Raw genomic sequence first — 14,305 nt, forward strand, 5'->3', positions numbered from 1 at the left:
CACCAAGCAGCTCGAACGGGCCGAGGCGGGCCGGGACCGGCCACCGGCGCCGCGGCCGGCCCCTCCGGCCCGCCCCGCGCGCGCGGCGCGTGAGGGGGCCGGGCGGAGCCGGGGTCCGCGGCTCACAAACCCTGCCAGTCCGGCTTCGCCGCGTACGTCGCCCTGAAGTACGCCGCCAGCTTCAGCTTCGAGGCGGCCGCCTCGTCCACCACCACCGTCGCGTGCGGGTGGAGCTGGAGCGCCGAGGCGGGGACGACCGCGGCCACCGGCCCCTCGACGGCCTGGGCGACAGCCTCCGCCTTGCCCTCGCCCGTGGCCAGCAGCACCAGGTGCCGCGCCTCCAGGATCGTGCCGATGCCCTGCGTGATCACATGGCGCGGCACCTGGTCGATGTCCCCGCCGAAGAAGCGGGCGTTGTCGATCCGGGTCCGCTCGGTGAGCGTCTTGATCCGGGTCCGGGAGGCCAGCGACGAGCAGGGCTCGTTGAAGCCGATGTGCCCGTCCGTGCCGATGCCGAGCAGCTGCAGGTCGACGCCGCCGGCCGCCGCGAGGGCCGCGTCGTAGGCCGCGCAGGCCGCGACTATGTCGTCGGCGGCGCCGTCGGGGCCGATGAAGGAGTCGGGGGAGACGCCGAGCGGCTCGACCACCTCGCGCAGGACGACGGAGCGGTACGACTCGGGGTGCCCGGCGGGCAGGCCCACGTACTCGTCGAGCTGGGCGACCCGGGCCCGGCTCGCGTCGGCCTCCCCGGAGCGCACCTTCCGCGCCAGCGCCTCGTAGACCGGCAGCGGGGTGGAACCCGTGGCCACGCCGAGCAGGGCGTCGGGTTTGCGGCGCAGGAGGGCGGCCATGGCCTCCGCGACGAGTTCGCCGCCCGCGGCGGCGTCCGGGACGATGACAACTTCCACGCTGGGCCTGCCGTTCTGGAGAGGGAGGGTGCGGGCGCTATGTGGTATAGACCAATCTAGCAGACGGGCGACCCGCTCCGGGGGTGGCCGGCCGGCGCGTCCGGCTTCTCGGCGGAACTCTCGACGGGAATCCCGGCCGGCGTCCGGCCGGGGTCGCGGGCCGGCCTCCCGGCGGGTGTCCTGCGCCGGCTTTCGGCGGGCCGCGGGGCCGGGGCGCCGCTTCGGCCGCGGCCGGGCCGCGGAACGGTGGGGCGGTGGACCGCCGGGTGGTGGGGCCTCGGGGCGGCGGGGGCCGGAAACACTTCGGGCCACGGTGCCGGATGGGGACCCTCAACCCCAAGGGCACCGCAGCCCGGAGCTGCCGTCGGCCGTGGGCGCGCGGGGTGTGCGGTCCCCGCGGGCCGGTCCGGCCGACCGGGAGGCAGCGGCGTAGTCAGGGCAGAGAACGCCTTGCCTCGTTCCGCGCTCCTGTGCGGGAAGCGCGGAAGACCTACCCGGGAATTGTGGACTAGACCATTGCCTCGTGTCCATGCCTCCCGCCGGGAATCGTAGGCCAATTCCCTGTGAACCGTGAGTGGCCCGCCCGGCGGCGGCTCGGGGCGGGCCGGCGCCGGGACCAGGCCCGGCCCGCGCGGACCCCGGCCCGGCGGCCGGCCGGACCCGGGCCCGGCCGCCCCGCCCGATCGCTCGCCCGGGCCGCGCGGCCCTGGCGGTACGCTCGGCAGCGTGCCCTCCATGAACGACCTCGTACGCGAGCACACGGCCCTCGGCGACTCCGACCTCGAATGGCTGCACCTGCTCGTCTCGGAGTGGCAACTGCTCTCCGACCTCTCCTTCGCCGACCTGGTGCTGTGGGTGCCGACCCGGGACGGGACGCGCTACGTCTCGGTCGCCCAGATGCGGCCCAACACCGGCCCGACCTCGTACCAGGACGACATGGTCGGCCACCTGGTGCCGCGCGGCCGGCGCCCGCTGCTGGACGCGGCGCTGGACGAGGGCCGGATCGTGCGCGAGGGGGACCCGGAGTGGCGCGAGGAGGTGCCGGTGCGGGTCGAGTCCATTCCGGTACGGCGGGACGGGCGCGTGCTGGGCGTGATCGCCCGCAACACCAACCTGCTCACCGTACGCACCCCCAGCCGCCTGGAGCTCACCTACCTGCAGAGCGCCTCGGACCTGGCGCAGATGATCGCCGCGGGGGCGTTCCCGTTCCCGGCCGAGCAGGTGGACATGGACGCCTCGCCGCGGGCCGGGGACGGGCTGATCCGGCTGGACGCCGAGGGCATGGTCCAGTACGCGAGCCCGAACGCCCTGTCGGCCTACCACCGCCTCGGCCTGGCTGCCGACCTGGTGGGGCTCCATCTGGGCAAGGCCACCGCCGAACTCGCCCCGGCCCGCGGCCCGGTGGACGAGGCGCTGGTCAAGCTGGCCAGCGGCTGGGCGCCCCGGGAGTTCGAGGTGGAGGGCGGCGACGGGGTGATCCAACTGCGTGCCATCCCGCTGAAACCCAAGGGCACCCACACCGGTTCGCTGGTCCTGCTCCGGGACGTCACGGAACTGCGCCGCCGTGAGCGGGAGTTGATCACCAAGGATGCCACCATCCGGGAGATCCACCACCGGGTGAAGAACAACCTCCAGACGGTGGCCGCCCTGCTGCGCCTGCAGGCCCGCCGGATGGACGCCGCCCCGGCCCGCGAGGCGCTGGAGGAGGCGGTGCGGCGGGTGGGCTCGATCGCCATCGTGCACGAGACGCTGTCCCAGACGCTGGACGAGAGCGTGGAGTTCGACGAGATCGCCGACCGCGTACTGGCGATGGTCGCCGAGATCTCGCCGGGCCGGGTGGCCGCCCGGCGGACCGGCAAGTTCGGAATACTGACCGCAGAGATCGCCACGCCGCTGTCCATGGTGCTCACCGAACTGCTGCAGAACGCCCTCGAACACGGCTTCGGGCCGGGCGAGTCGGGCTCGGTCGACGTCGGCGTGGTCCGCGGGCGCGAGCTGATCACGGTCGTCGTCCAGGACGACGGGCGGGGCCTGCCCGAGGGCTTCGACGCCCAGCAGGCGGGCAACCTGGGCTTGCAGATCGTCCGCACCCTCGTCGTCGGCGAACTCGGCGGCGGCTTCGACATGGTGCCGGCCCCCGGCGGCGGGACGAAGGTCGTCCTGGAAGTGCCCCTCGAAACCCGGTGACCGCCCCCCGGCCCCCCGGGACCGCAGCCGGGGAGCCAAAGGCCGCGCCGGTGCCGAAAGGGAGAGCGCGCGCAGGCCGCGAGGGACGAGCGGTCGAGCACGGTCGACCGTCGGCGCCGGGTCCGAGCGGCCGGAGGCGAGCCGGCGGAAAAACAGCCGGGGAGCCAAAGGCCGCGCCGGTGCCGAAAGGGAGAGCGCGCGCAGGCCGCGAGGGACGAGCGGCCGAGCACGGTTGACCGTCGGCGCCGGGTCCGAGCGGCCGGAGGCGAGCCGGCGGCAAAACAAAGGGCCCCGTACCGTCGTTGGTACGGGGCTCCTCGCGATGTGCTGCGCGTGTGGCAGGTGCTGCGCGCTGCGGCTCGGTGGGAATGCCAGGGAATCAGGCGCTTGCGTTGCGGGCTCGGTTGCGAGCGGCGCGACGCTTCATCGCGCGGCGCTCGTCCTCACTGAGCCCACCCCAGACACCGGCGTCCTGGCCGCTCTCAAGCGCCCACTGCAGGCACTGCTCCATGACGGGGCAGCGGCGGCAGACGGCCTTGGCTTCCTCGATCTGCAGCAGCGCAGGACCGGTGTTGCCGATGGGGAAGAAGAGCTCGGGGTCTTCCTCGCGGCAAACGGCGCGGTGACGCCAGTCCATGGCTGCTCCAACTCCTTGTGTGACAAGCACATAGCTTGTGAATGTGAACGCTTTCACGAATCCCTTCACAGGGAACGGGACGCCACCCAGCCTCACGGCTGGTGCGGTCCCGCTGGGTGTGAAGTGGAGGATTCGGGCTCTCACGGGGGCCGTCTACCCGGCCCGTCCCGATCGCCACCTAGAGACTCGCAAACCTCGGCGGGAGATACAACCCCTTCAGGAACTTTTTTTTGGATTCCTCGGTGTCGCCTCGATCACAGCCGTACTTCCATGGGGTGCAGGGCAGGCTAAACGTTCGAGTAAAAGGACTTTAGGCTCTTCGACTTACACAATCACACGCAGTGCACGGCGTACGCCTGTGAAGGTCACACTCGTACGCAGCCCGAGGTGGTCACCGTCCACCTGGAAGGGCAGTGGCGCCTGCGAATGCAAGGTGAAGTCCGTCAGATCGTGCAGGCTGAGGGCATGCTTGCCCTGCGGGCCCCGTTCCGGGGTGGAACGGAGCAATTGCGCGGCGTAACGCGTGCCCGACATCGTGGACATCTTGGTGACGCCCAGCAGGTCGAGGGCGGTGTCGAAGGACGCCGCGGGGGAGGCGTACACCGGCCGGTTGCCGATGTACGTCCACGGCGCGGTGTTGCAGATTATCGCCGTCGCCAGCCCTTGGACCGCCTCCTCGCCGGGCCGCTCCAGGGTGATCGTGCCCTTGCGGCGGTGCGGGTCGGCCAGGAACTGGCGGGCGACCTGCCGCAGGTACAGCGAGGGCGTGGAGCGCTTGCCCAACTCCCTTTGCTGCTCCACCCGTCCGATGACCCCGGCGTCGAACCCCAGCCCCGCGCAGAAGGTGAACCAGCGCTCCGGCACGCCCTCGTCCTCGGTGCCGCGCGTGCCCCCGGCCAGCCCCAGGCCGACGGTACGGGTGGAGCCGGCCCGCAGCGCGTCCAGCAGCGCCCCGGTCGCCTCCACGGCGTCGTTGGGCAGGCCCAGCGCGCGGGCGAAGACGTTGGTGGAGCCGCCGGGCACCACCGCGAGCTTGGGCAGGGCGTCCGGGTCGGGGCCGTGGTGCAGCAGGCCGTTGACGATCTCGTTGACGGTGCCGTCGCCGCCGAGCGAGACGACGAGCTCCACCGAGCCGCTCTCCGCGGCCCTGCGGGCCAGGTCACGGGCGTGCCCCCGGTACTCGGTGGTCGCCACGTCCAGTTTCAGATCGCTGGACAGCGCGGTGCCGATCACCTCACGGACTCTGGCGCTTGTGGTGGTGGCGGCAGGGTTGACCACGAGGAGAGCACGCATGGTCGACAGCGTACCCAGCGCGTTTCGGCCCGGGCTACGCTGGCCGTTGTGAGCAATTCGTCCAAGCGCTCCCGGGCCGGTGGGGCCCGGCCCGCGCAGAAGCAGAAGCAGGGCGCGGCCGGCCGCCCCGGGGACGCCGCGGCGCGCGAGGCGGCCGGGGCCGCGGGCACTGCCGGGGCGCCCGGGAAGGCCGCGGGGGCCGCCGGGGCCGGGAAGGCCGCTTCGGCCGTGCGGCGCGCGGCTGTGTCGCCCGCGTCGGCCGGGAAACCCGTGTCGCCCGCCGGCGGCGCGGCCGAGGGGCCCGAGGGGACGGCGGGCGGGACGCCCACGCTGCGGCTGACGCTCGCCGCCGGTGTGGCGGCCGTGGAGGGGCTCGCCGTGGCGGCCTGGGGGATCGGGACGTGCTTCACCGGCGGGAGCAACGCGGTGCCCGCCGGTCTGCTGCTGCTGGTGTTCGCGGCGATCCCGCTGTTCGCCGCGTACGGCCTGCGCAAGGCCCGCCGCTGGAGCCGCGGGCCCGCGCTGATCATGCAGCTCATCTCGCTGCCGCTGGCCTGGACGATGCTGGGCAGCGGCGGCCCCGCCATCCCGGCCGGGATCGCGCTCGGCGTGCTGGCGCTGACCGCCGCCGTGCTCCTGGTCCACCCCGCCGCCACCGACGCCCTCGGCATCAAGCGGACGGCGTCCTCGTAACACCCGCCCGCCCGGCCGCTCCCCGGCTTCTCCCGGGCTTCTCCCGGGCCACTGTCCGGCTACTCGTCGGCTATTCGTCGATCAGCAGCTTGTCCCGCAGCTGGGCCAGGGTGCGGGCCAGCAGGCGGGAGACGTGCATCTGGGAGATGCCGACCTCCTGGGCGATCTGCGACTGGGTCATGTTGCCGAAGAAGCGCAGCAGCAGAATCGTCTTCTCGCGCGGCGGGAGCTGCTCCAGCAGCGGCTTGAGGGACTCGCGGTACTCCACGCCCTCCAGCGCCTCGTCCTCCGAGCCGAGCGTGTCGGCGACCGCCGGCGACTCGTCGTCGGTGTCGGGGACGTCCAGGGAGAGCGTGCTGTACGCGTTGGCGGACTCCAGCCCCTCCAGCACCTCCTCCTCGGAGATCTTCAGGTGCTCGGCCAGCTCGTGCACCGTCGGCGCGCGGCCGTGCCGCTGGGACAGCTCGCCGGTCGCGGTGGTCAGCGCCAGCCGCAGCTCCTGCAGGCGGCGCGGCACCCGCACCGCCCAGCCCTTGTCCCGGAAGTGCCGCTTGATCTCGCCGACCACGGTCGGCGTCGCGTACGTGGAGAACTCCACCCCGCGCTCGACGTCGAACCGGTCGACCGACTTGATCAGCCCGATCGTGGCGACCTGGGTGAGGTCGTCCAGCGGCTCGCCCCGGTTGCGGAACCGCCGGGCCAGGTGCTCGACCAGCGGCAGGTGCATGCGGACCAGCTGGTTGCGCAGCTCGGCGCGCTCGGGCGAGCCCTCCGGCAGCCGGCTCAGCTCGATGAACAGTGCCCGGGCCCCCGACCTGTCGTGCGGGTCGTGCGGCTCGTACGGACCGGCCTGCCGGTCGGCGGGCGCCTCGTGCTCGGGCCGCCCGGCCCCACCGGCCCCACCGGCCGCTTCGCCGCCGGTCTGCGCCACGTGCTCGTGCTGCTCCATCGGGTCCGCCTGCTCCGCCTGCTCCGCCGCTTGTGAGACTTCCCTGTGCTGGTCCCGGCGGGCGCGCGTGCCGGGCTCCGGATGCGGTCTGGCCGCCGCGTGGCCCCGGCCCGCGGGCCCGGCCCCCGCGGGGTCGGGCTGCTGGGCGGGCACGGAAGCACGGCCCCGCGCCGCGGGGGTCTCGTGCTCGGCCGGGATGCCGGGGCTGTCTGACGGCTTCACGACAGTCCTGGGACGGCGCCGCGCTTCTTGTGCAGGCTGATGCTGACCGTCCGGTCCTCGGCCACTGTGGAGTCCACCTCACCGGCGAGGGCGGACAGCACCGTCCAGGCGAAGGTGTCCCGCTCCGGGGCGCGGCCGTCCGTGGTCGGGGCGGACACGGTGACCCACAGCGAGTCGCCCACCAGGCGGAACACACAGCTCAGCACCGATCCTGGGACCGCCTGCTGCAAGAGGATCGCGCACGCCTCGTCCACCGCGATGCGCAGATCCTCGATCTCGTCGAGGGTGAAGTCCAGTCGTGCCGCGAGTCCGGCCGTGGCCGTACGCAGCACCGACAGATACGCCCCCGCAGCGGGCAACCGGACCTCGACGAAGTCCTTCGACCCGGGCTCGCCTGCGATCTGGGACACCCTCACCTCCACAGTGGCACACAGTCATTGCTCTGGTTCGCAGCGACGCTACCGCGATCCCCGCCCCGGTGTCGCCCGGGCGGAGTACGGCGGCCGCCTCGTCTGTCACCCATGGTAAGCGTACGAGTACGGACCGTGGGTAGGGGTTCGAGGTCTCAATTCATATGAGAAGTCACCCGGTTGCCCGCCTGGGCGGCCAGCGCGTGCAGCGCCGGGCCGGTCAGGCGCTGGACGGTCCACTCCTCCTGGGGAACGGCGCCGATCGAGCGGTACACGCCGAGCGCCTTCTCGTTCCAGTCCAGTACGGACCATTCGAACCGGGACCAGCCGCGGTCCACGCAGATCGCGGCCAGCGCGGCCAGCAGCGCCTTGCCGTGCCCGGCGCCGCGCGCCTCCGGCCGTACGAACAGGTCCTCCAGGTACAGGCCGGGGGTGCCGGTCCAGGTGGAGAAGTTGCGGAACCACAGCGCGAAGCCGACCGCTTCGCCGTCGCCGTCGCCGTCGCCGTCGCCGTCGCCGTTTCCGGCGGGCGCCTCGCTCTCGGCGATCAGGACGTATGCGGCGGGATCCGGGCCGAACAGGGCGTCGTGGAGCTGTTCCTCGGTGGCCCGCGCCTCGTCCACCGCCCGCTCGTACCGGGCGAGTTCACGGACGAGACGGTGGATGACCGGGATGTCGGCGGGCGTCGCGGCGCGGATCATGCCTTCCAGGGTACGGCCGGAGGTCCCGGGCCGCGTAAGAGCGTCCACGCCCCGGTCGGGCCGCTCAGCCGGTGATCACCGCGGCCACCCGGGTGCCCGGCGCGAAGGCGCCCTCGCGTACCAGCGCGAAGACCCCGTACAGCATCTTGGCGACGTAGGTGCGGTCCAGGGGCAGGCCGTGGCGGGCGGTGAAGTCGGCGGCGAACTCCTCCAGGGCCGGGGTGGTGCGCGCGTAGCCGCCGTGGTGGAAGCGCGTGTCGAGGTGCCAGCGGCCGCACGGCCCGCCGAAGGCGGCGGTCTGCAGCGCGCGCACGTCGCCGGCGAGGAACCCGCCGCCGCGCAGCACCGGGAAGCCGATCGCCCGCCGCCCGGGACCCAGCCCGGCCGCGAGCCCCGCCAGGGTGCCGCCGGTGCCGCACGCCACCGCGGCGACGTCCACCGCGTCCCGCAGCTCCCGGCCGAGTTCCGCGCAGCCGCGCGCGGCCAGGGCGTTCGAACCGCCCTCCGGCAGCACGTAGGCCCGGCCGTGCCGGTCCAGCAGCGCCGCCAGCACCTCCGGCTCGGTCTTGCGGCGGTACGTGGCGCGGTCCACGAACTCCAGCACCATGCCGTCGGCCGCGGCCCGGGCCAGCGAGTCGTTGAGCGGCCGGCCGGCCAGTTCCTCGCCGCGGACCACGCCGATCGTGCGCATGCCGCACAGGCGGCCGGCGGCGGCGGTGGCGCGCAGGTGGTTGGAGTACGCCCCGCCGAACGTCAGCAGGGTGTCGTGGCCGGCCGCGGCCGCCTCGGCCAGGTTCGGGCGCAGCTTGCGGAACTTGTTGCCGACCAGCCGGGGATGGACCAGGTCGTCGCGCTTGAGCAGGAGGGTCACCCCGCGCGCGGCCGTCCGGTCGTCCGCGACGGGCTGGAGGGGCGAGGGCAGGGCGGCGGTCAGGTCGGGTTCTGCGGTCACGCCGTCCATGGTGCGGGGTGCGGGGTGCGGGGTGCGGGGTGCGCTCGCGGGGCGCGGGCGCGGGGAGCGGGGCGCAGGACCGGGGGCCTGGCGCGAGCGCGCCACGTGTCACCCCGGGCGCGTGACAGTCCTGCGGCGGGTCCGCGCCGGGGAAAATGCCGCACCGGGCCCCATGAGGGCGGTTCAGCGGGCATTCTTCTGCCGTGCAGGAAAAAACGGCGGGGCGCGGCGGCTCCCCACATCGGGGCGTCACTGCGGCCAGTGACGCGGGCGGCTCGGGCGACGCGCTGACCGCGACCGTACGCGGACTGCTGCCCTCGCTGACGCCCGCGGCCGCCCGGATCGCCTCCCTGATCGTGGAGGATCCCGCGCAGGTGGCGCGGAGCACGATCTCGGAGCTCAGCGCGCTGGCGGGCACCAGCGAGTCGTCGATCGTGCGCACCGCGCGGGCGCTGGGCTTCGCCGGGTACCCGGAGCTGCGGCTGGCACTGGCGGCCTCGGCGGCGCGGCAGGGCGGGAGGCCGACGCTCAGCTCGGGGATCACCCCGGACGACTCCGCCGAGGAGGTCGTCGCCAAGCTGGTGCACACCGAGTCGCAGGCGGTGCTGGAGACGGCCACCCAGCTGGACGCCGACCAGTTGCGGGGGGCGGTGGCGGCTGTGTGCGGTGGCGGGCAGCTCCACATCGCCGGGGTCGGCGCGTCGGGGCTGGTCGCGCAGGACCTCCAGCAGAAGCTGGCGCGGATAGGCCGCCCGTGCCACGCGCACGGCGACTCGCAGTCCGCGCTCACCAGTGCCGTCCTGCTCGGCGAGGCGGACGTCTTCCTCGCCGTGTCGCACTCGGGCGAGAGCCGGGACGTCCTGGAGCCGCTGCGCCGGGCGTCCGCGCAGGGCGCGACCACCGTGGTGATCACCAACCACCCGCTGTCCACCGCGGCCCGGCTCGCCGACTTCGTGCTGGTGTCGGCGGGCCGGGAGACGACGTTCCGGCCCGGCGCGATGGCGAGCCGGATCAGCCAGCTCGTCGTGGTGGACTGCCTGTTCGTCTGCGTGGCGCAGCGCACGTACGACAGGTCGAGCCGTGCGCTGCGCCTCACGCACCAGGCGCTGGAGGGCGACCGCGCCAAGTAGCGGCGGCGGGCGCCTTCGCACGCCGCACCCGAGCCCGTGGCCGGGCCGGTCGGTGCGGCGAGGCGCCCGGCATCAGTCACGGCTCCGGCGGCGTGCGCGGTCGACACGGCCGCATGCGTGCCGGTGCCGGTCCGGTGGCGGTCCGGTGGCGGTCCGAATGGCGGCGGTCACCGTGCGCCGGAGGACGTGCGGGGAAGTCCCGAATGGTCCGGAGCCGGACCACCGGGTGTCTGGCCCTCGTGGTCGACGACGCTGGTCCCGAGGATCGCGAAGGACCAGAATCGGCCTTTTTGTTTCAACCACTCCGTGCGCCAGCCGCGGTAGGCGAACGTGGTCGCGTCCAGGAAGAGATACCTGCGGGCCGGCGGGGAGGCGAGGTTGTATTCGATGGCCAGCACCGGCCGGCCGGCCGCGTCTCGCATGGGATGGCCGACCAGATGGACGTCCGGGATCAGCGCGAGGGCGTGAAAGAGCGCGGCCTCGATCCGGTGGGGAATTCCCGGCACGTTCTGCAGGACGCCGAGGATCCTGCTGAGCCGCACCGTGGAGATGTCCTCGTGCACGGGCCCCGAGGCCGAGAACCTTTTGAAGGCCGGGTCGGCGACGATACGGTCGAGGAGTTCGTGAGGGTCGGTGGGGAGTTCGTTCAGGGCCTTGAGCGTCTCCCGTGCCTGGGCGGCCTCGCTCGCGGAACCGCTGTAGCTGTTCCAGGCAGGCGTGTGGACGCAGCCGCTCGGCATGCACAGGATCCGGTCCATGTAGAACCATTGGTGCGGCCCGAGCTTCTTGTCCGGTTGCTTCGCCGAGTTCCGGGCCGCGGCGTCGAGGACCTGCGCAACCGTCATCGCCGCGATCCTGTGCGGCCCGGTACCGGTACCGGTGCCGCCGGTGCCGGACGTCCCGGGCAGAGCCAGTACCGTGCCGGCCACGACGGCGGCCGCGGTCGCCGCGACCAGCGCGGTGCGGCTCATACGCGGCCGTACGGATCCTGGTGCCTTCGGCCGGAACGCCGAGGCCACGGCGCCGCTGAAGGTCCTTCCCGGCCTCGCTCCGTCGGGACGCCACGTCGCCGCGCCGGTTCGCCGTGCCTCGTCGGTCAGGAAGTCCCTGATGACCTGGTGCCGGTCGGCGGACAGGTTCCGCCCGGGAGGGGGCGGCAGAAGCCGGTCCATTTCCTCACGCATGGCCGCATCCGGTCCGGACAAGGGAATCTTCATGGGCGCTTCTCCCGGGGTCGTGACGCCGCATGATCACTGCCGCGTTCTGTCTGTCCACGATCGAGCGGGTTCCCGATGTCCCCACCGGGTGTTCCGCTGAGTTTGCGAAGTTTCTTGCGGGCGCGCGACAGCCGGGAACGCACCGTGGTGGCCGGAATCCCGAGGGCCTGTCCGGCGGCGGCGTAGTCCAGACCGGACCAGATGCACAGAGCCACGACGTCCCGCTCCGATTTCCGGAGCACCGCCAGTGACCTGTGGACCGCGTGCAACTGCCCGGCGTCGTCGAGCCGGCCCGCCAGCTCCTCCGCGAAATCCTCCACCGCTTCCGCGGGGGGAATTCTGGCCAGGGCCGCCTCGTGCCGCCGGGTCGCCCGTAAGGTGTTGCGTGCGGCATTCGTCGCGATACCCAGAAGCCAGGGCCGCAGCGATCCACCGTCCTCGTCCAGCTTTTGACGCAGGCGCCACGCTTCGAGGAAGGTCAGCGCCATTATGTCCTCGGCTGCCGACCAGTTGCCCGTCAGACGGAAGGCGTGGCCGTACACCGCCTTCGCGTGCTGGTCATAGAGTGACCCGAAAGCTTCCGGATCCCCGGCCCGCAATCGGGCCCGCGTACTCATCTCCACACTCTTGGACTGTCCGGACGTGCCCTCCGGTCCCGCGGAAGTGATTCACGCCACAGGAACTCGGTCCGGAACGTGCGGCCCCGGGGAGCGTGGTACAGCCGTGGTCGCAACGCATGAGGGCCTTCCGGCCGGTGTGGACGTCGCGTCCGCACCGGACCCGGAAGGCCCTCACCGCTGTCCGCGACCACCGTGGACGGACCGGTCGGTCTACGGCACGAGGTCCACGTCGGCGGCGTTCACGAACGCCATGCGGTGGTTGTAGACGATCTCGTACACCTTGGTCTGCCCGACGAAGTCGTGCTGGTCGTAGGGCGCCGAGCCGTCGTAGTTGATCGCGAAGTACGAGTCGGTGTTCACCGCGGGGCCGGCGGCCACGTACGACTGGCCGGCCGGGATCGTGTACTTGGCGCGGGCGACCTGCGGGCGCGGGGCCTTGCCGCCCTCGAAGGCCACGAAGTCCGGCGGGTACACGGACGCCTCCGGGTAGGCCGTGGTGTACACCGGGACGGAGGCCAGGCCCGGCTTGGGCACGATCCGCTCGGCCTTCTGCGGCACGGTCGCGGGACGGGCGGCCGAGTCCTGGAACCAGGCCTCCTGGCCGCCGAACCAGATGGCCGTCCAGCCCGGCCGCCGGTCGGCGACCACGTACTGCTCACCGGTCGGCGCCTTGTCGCCCCAGTCGTTCATCGCGTTCGTGCCCGGCGAGCCGTCCTTGTGCAGGTACGGGTCGGACAGCAGCGGCGCGGTGGTGCTGGGCGCGGTGTAAAGGGGCACGAAGCTGCTCGGCGCGTCGGCGGAGGTCACCGGGCAGTCGAAGCTGCGGTACGGGCCGGGGAACCGCTTGTAGCCCTGCACGTCGTCGCAGTACGTGGTGGTCCGCCTGTTGCGGGCGAAGCCCGGCTTGATCGCCACCACGTCGCTGCCGGCCGGGGCGGTGGCCCGGATGGGGGCGCCGAGCAGGTCGAAGAAGTGCTCCCAGTCCCAGCCGGGGCCGGGGTCCCAGTGCTGGGTGGCGACGCCGCCCTCGCTGGTGCCCGGCACGTTGTCGTGGCCGAGGATGTGGGCGCGGTCCAGCGGGACGTCGTACCTCGCGGCCAGGTACCGCACCAGTCGCGCGGTCGAGCGGTAGAGGTTCTCGCTGAACCAGGTGGCGCCGTGGGTGGCCCACGCCTCCTGCTCGATGGCGACGGAGTGCTGGTAGAAGGAGCGGTTGCCGCTGTCCCAGGCGATGTCCTTGGTCGGGATCATCTGCGTGACGTGGCCGTCGGAGGAGCGCACGACGTAGTGGGCGCCCGCGAAGTAGGTCGGGTCGCGGAACAGGTCGAGCGTGCCGTCGTAGGTCTCGTCGGTGGTGTGCAGCGTGATGTAGCGGACCTGCAGGTCGTGCGGGCGGTCGGCGAGGTCGTGGCTGCCGTAGTCCGTCTGGTCGCCGGGGTCCAGCAGGGTGTACGCGCCCGGTATGACGTCGCAGTCCAGGCCGGCCGGGCACTCCGGCTTCTCGTCGCTCACGGGCGGGGTGACGTCCTTCAGGCCCAGCTCGCGGACGTCGCCGCGGTCGGGGTGGAGGCGCGGGTCGGGCGCGAGCGTGACGAGCTGGCCGTCCTGGGTGGTACGGGTCGCGCCGGCGCGCATGGCGTCCCACACGCCGTCGGCGAAGGCCTGGGCGACCTTGGCCTCGGTGGGCTGCGAGTAGCGGGCGGCGGCCGCGTACCAGCCGTCGACCGTACGCGGCAGCGCTCCGTGGCCGTAGCTCCTGGCGTAGTGGGCCAGCAGGGCGGCGCCGCCGCGGATGTTCTGCGCCTCGTCGCCCCGCACGGTCGCGGTGTCCGTGCCCAGCAGCGCGGCCGCGGCGGCCGCGGTGTGCTCGGCGGGCGCCGCGAGCAGGTCGGGGTAGCGGGGGGAGAGCGTGGCGGACAGGCCGTCGGCGTCCAGGTCGGCGGCGGTCAGGTCGGTCAGGTTCATCGGGCCGTAGCCGGCCTCCGCGTTCTCCTGCCCGGCGTGCGCCTCCCAGCGGGTCTCGTAGTACGACACCGCCTCCAGCACGCTCTGCGGCACCTTGAACTCCTGTGCCGCCGCCGCGAACTCGGCCTGCCGGGTGCTCCCCGGGTCCACCGCCTGCGCCGGGCCGCCGCCGGCCGCGCCGGCCGCCGTACCGGCCAGCAGGGCCGCGGCGGCTCCCAGGACCAGGCCCCGCCGTCTCCTTCCCGTCGGCCGTCTTCCGTCCCGATCCGTGTCGTGGCTGCCGTGCATCCGGGCTCCTCGCGTGAACGGCCCCGCGCCGCCGCCCCACGCGCGCGTCCGCGCGTACGGCCGCGGTGCGTTCGGGCATGCGGACATGGCTCCCGGCAGCCTGTCGACAGTGCCTGGCAGTGAGCAACCGGTC

Annotated in this window: 13 protein-coding genes; 3 read left to right on the plus strand and 10 right to left on the minus strand. The window is 73.3% G+C overall.

Annotated features, from left to right (window positions below):
- Positions 1 to 122: 122 nt before the first annotated feature.
- On the minus strand, positions 123 to 908 hold the full coding sequence (gene nagB, locus K7G61_RS09700) for a glucosamine-6-phosphate deaminase (protein WP_225846293.1): 786 nt from the start codon (positions 906 to 908) through the stop codon (positions 123 to 125).
- 735 nt (positions 909 to 1,643) lie between these two features.
- Here nagB and K7G61_RS09705 point away from each other — a divergent pair.
- The gene (locus K7G61_RS09705) at positions 1,644 to 3,095 is read left to right on the plus strand and encodes a sensor histidine kinase (protein ID WP_225846361.1); all 1,452 of its coding nucleotides are present in this window, start codon (positions 1,644 to 1,646) and stop codon (positions 3,093 to 3,095) included.
- Positions 3,096 to 3,474: 379 nt separating this feature from the next.
- Here K7G61_RS09705 and K7G61_RS09710 read toward each other — a convergent pair whose 3' ends face one another.
- Entirely contained in the window at positions 3,475 to 3,732 is a 258-nt protein-coding gene (locus K7G61_RS09710) for a WhiB family transcriptional regulator (protein ID WP_031520293.1), read from the minus strand.
- A gap of 324 nt (positions 3,733 to 4,056) precedes the next feature.
- Positions 4,057 to 5,025 (minus strand): diacylglycerol kinase family protein, encoded by a 969-nt coding sequence (locus K7G61_RS09715; RefSeq protein WP_225846294.1) that lies wholly within the window; start codon positions 5,023 to 5,025, stop codon positions 4,057 to 4,059.
- Positions 5,026 to 5,073: 48 nt separating this feature from the next.
- On the opposite strand from K7G61_RS09715, the gene K7G61_RS09720 reads away from it, so the two are divergent.
- A complete protein-coding gene (locus tag K7G61_RS09720; protein WP_225846295.1) occupies positions 5,074 to 5,718 on the plus strand; it encodes a hypothetical protein in 645 nt (214 codons plus the stop codon).
- 70 nt (positions 5,719 to 5,788) lie between these two features.
- On the opposite strand, the gene K7G61_RS09725 is transcribed toward K7G61_RS09720, so the two are convergent.
- The 4 genes from K7G61_RS09725 to K7G61_RS09740 all read right to left on the minus strand — a co-directional run bounded on the left by K7G61_RS09725 (position 5,789) and on the right by K7G61_RS09740 (position 8,961).
- Positions 5,789 to 6,889, minus strand: a complete 1,101-nt coding sequence (locus K7G61_RS09725) for an RNA polymerase sigma factor SigF (protein ID WP_225846296.1) — start codon at positions 6,887 to 6,889, stop codon at positions 5,789 to 5,791.
- On the minus strand, positions 6,886 to 7,299 hold the full coding sequence (locus K7G61_RS09730; RefSeq protein WP_093740726.1) for an anti-sigma regulatory factor: 414 nt from the start codon (positions 7,297 to 7,299) through the stop codon (positions 6,886 to 6,888). The genes K7G61_RS09725 and K7G61_RS09730 overlap by 4 nt, the downstream gene beginning before the upstream one ends.
- 155 nt (positions 7,300 to 7,454) lie before the next feature.
- Complete coding sequence (locus K7G61_RS09735; RefSeq protein ID WP_225846297.1) at positions 7,455 to 8,000, minus strand: GNAT family N-acetyltransferase; 546 nt, start codon at positions 7,998 to 8,000, stop codon at positions 7,455 to 7,457.
- A gap of 64 nt (positions 8,001 to 8,064) precedes the next feature.
- Positions 8,065 to 8,961 (minus strand): 1-aminocyclopropane-1-carboxylate deaminase/D-cysteine desulfhydrase, encoded by an 897-nt coding sequence (locus K7G61_RS09740; protein WP_374204098.1) that lies wholly within the window; start codon positions 8,959 to 8,961, stop codon positions 8,065 to 8,067.
- Positions 8,962 to 9,155: 194 nt separating this feature from the next.
- Here K7G61_RS09740 and K7G61_RS09745 point away from each other — a divergent pair, with 194 nt between their 5' ends.
- Entirely contained in the window at positions 9,156 to 10,082 is a 927-nt protein-coding gene (locus K7G61_RS09745) for a MurR/RpiR family transcriptional regulator (RefSeq protein WP_225846299.1), read from the plus strand.
- Between the two features lie 167 nt (positions 10,083 to 10,249).
- Here K7G61_RS09745 and K7G61_RS09750 read toward each other — a convergent pair whose 3' ends face one another.
- The 3 genes from K7G61_RS09750 to K7G61_RS09760 form a co-directional block, all read right to left on the minus strand.
- Positions 10,250 to 11,266 carry a hypothetical protein gene (locus tag K7G61_RS09750; protein ID WP_225846300.1) on the minus strand — a complete coding sequence of 339 codons (1,017 nt, stop codon included), beginning with the start codon at positions 11,264 to 11,266 and terminating at the stop codon, positions 10,250 to 10,252.
- A gap of 29 nt (positions 11,267 to 11,295) precedes the next feature.
- Complete coding sequence (locus K7G61_RS09755) at positions 11,296 to 11,916, minus strand: RNA polymerase sigma factor (RefSeq protein ID WP_225846362.1); 621 nt, start codon at positions 11,914 to 11,916, stop codon at positions 11,296 to 11,298.
- 213 nt (positions 11,917 to 12,129) lie between these two features.
- Positions 12,130 to 14,172: an N-acetylmuramoyl-L-alanine amidase gene (locus K7G61_RS09760; protein ID WP_225846301.1), complete on the minus strand. Its 2,043-nt coding sequence runs from the start codon at positions 14,170 to 14,172 to the stop codon at positions 12,130 to 12,132.
- Between the last annotated feature and the right edge of the window lie 133 nt (positions 14,173 to 14,305).

The organism is Streptomyces sp. HPF1205 (genome assembly GCF_020400825.1).
In the GTDB taxonomy this organism is placed as follows: Bacteria; Actinomycetota; Actinomycetes; order Streptomycetales; family Streptomycetaceae; genus Actinacidiphila.

Bases quoted from the DNA above. Each gene is read 5' to 3' on its own strand.
- K7G61_RS09715 (WP_225846294.1), bottom strand. From the start codon at position 5,025: ATGCGTGCTCTCCTCGTGGTCAACCCTGCCGCCACCACCACAAGCGCC.
- K7G61_RS09750 (WP_225846300.1), bottom strand. From the start codon at position 11,266: ATGCGTGAGGAAATGGACCGGCTTCTGCCGCCCCCTCCCGGGCGGAAC.
- K7G61_RS09710 (WP_031520293.1), bottom strand. From the start codon at position 3,732: ATGGACTGGCGTCACCGCGCCGTTTGCCGCGAGGAAGACCCCGAGCTC.
- K7G61_RS09735 (WP_225846297.1), bottom strand. From the start codon at position 8,000: ATGATCCGCGCCGCGACGCCCGCCGACATCCCGGTCATCCACCGTCTC.
- K7G61_RS09740 (WP_374204098.1), bottom strand. From the start codon at position 8,961: ATGGACGGCGTGACCGCAGAACCCGACCTGACCGCCGCCCTGCCCTCG.
- K7G61_RS09760 (WP_225846301.1), bottom strand. From the start codon at position 14,172: ATGCACGGCAGCCACGACACGGATCGGGACGGAAGACGGCCGACGGGA.
- K7G61_RS09705 (WP_225846361.1), top strand. From the start codon at position 1,644: ATGAACGACCTCGTACGCGAGCACACGGCCCTCGGCGACTCCGACCTC.
- K7G61_RS09755 (WP_225846362.1), bottom strand. From the start codon at position 11,916: ATGAGTACGCGGGCCCGATTGCGGGCCGGGGATCCGGAAGCTTTCGGG.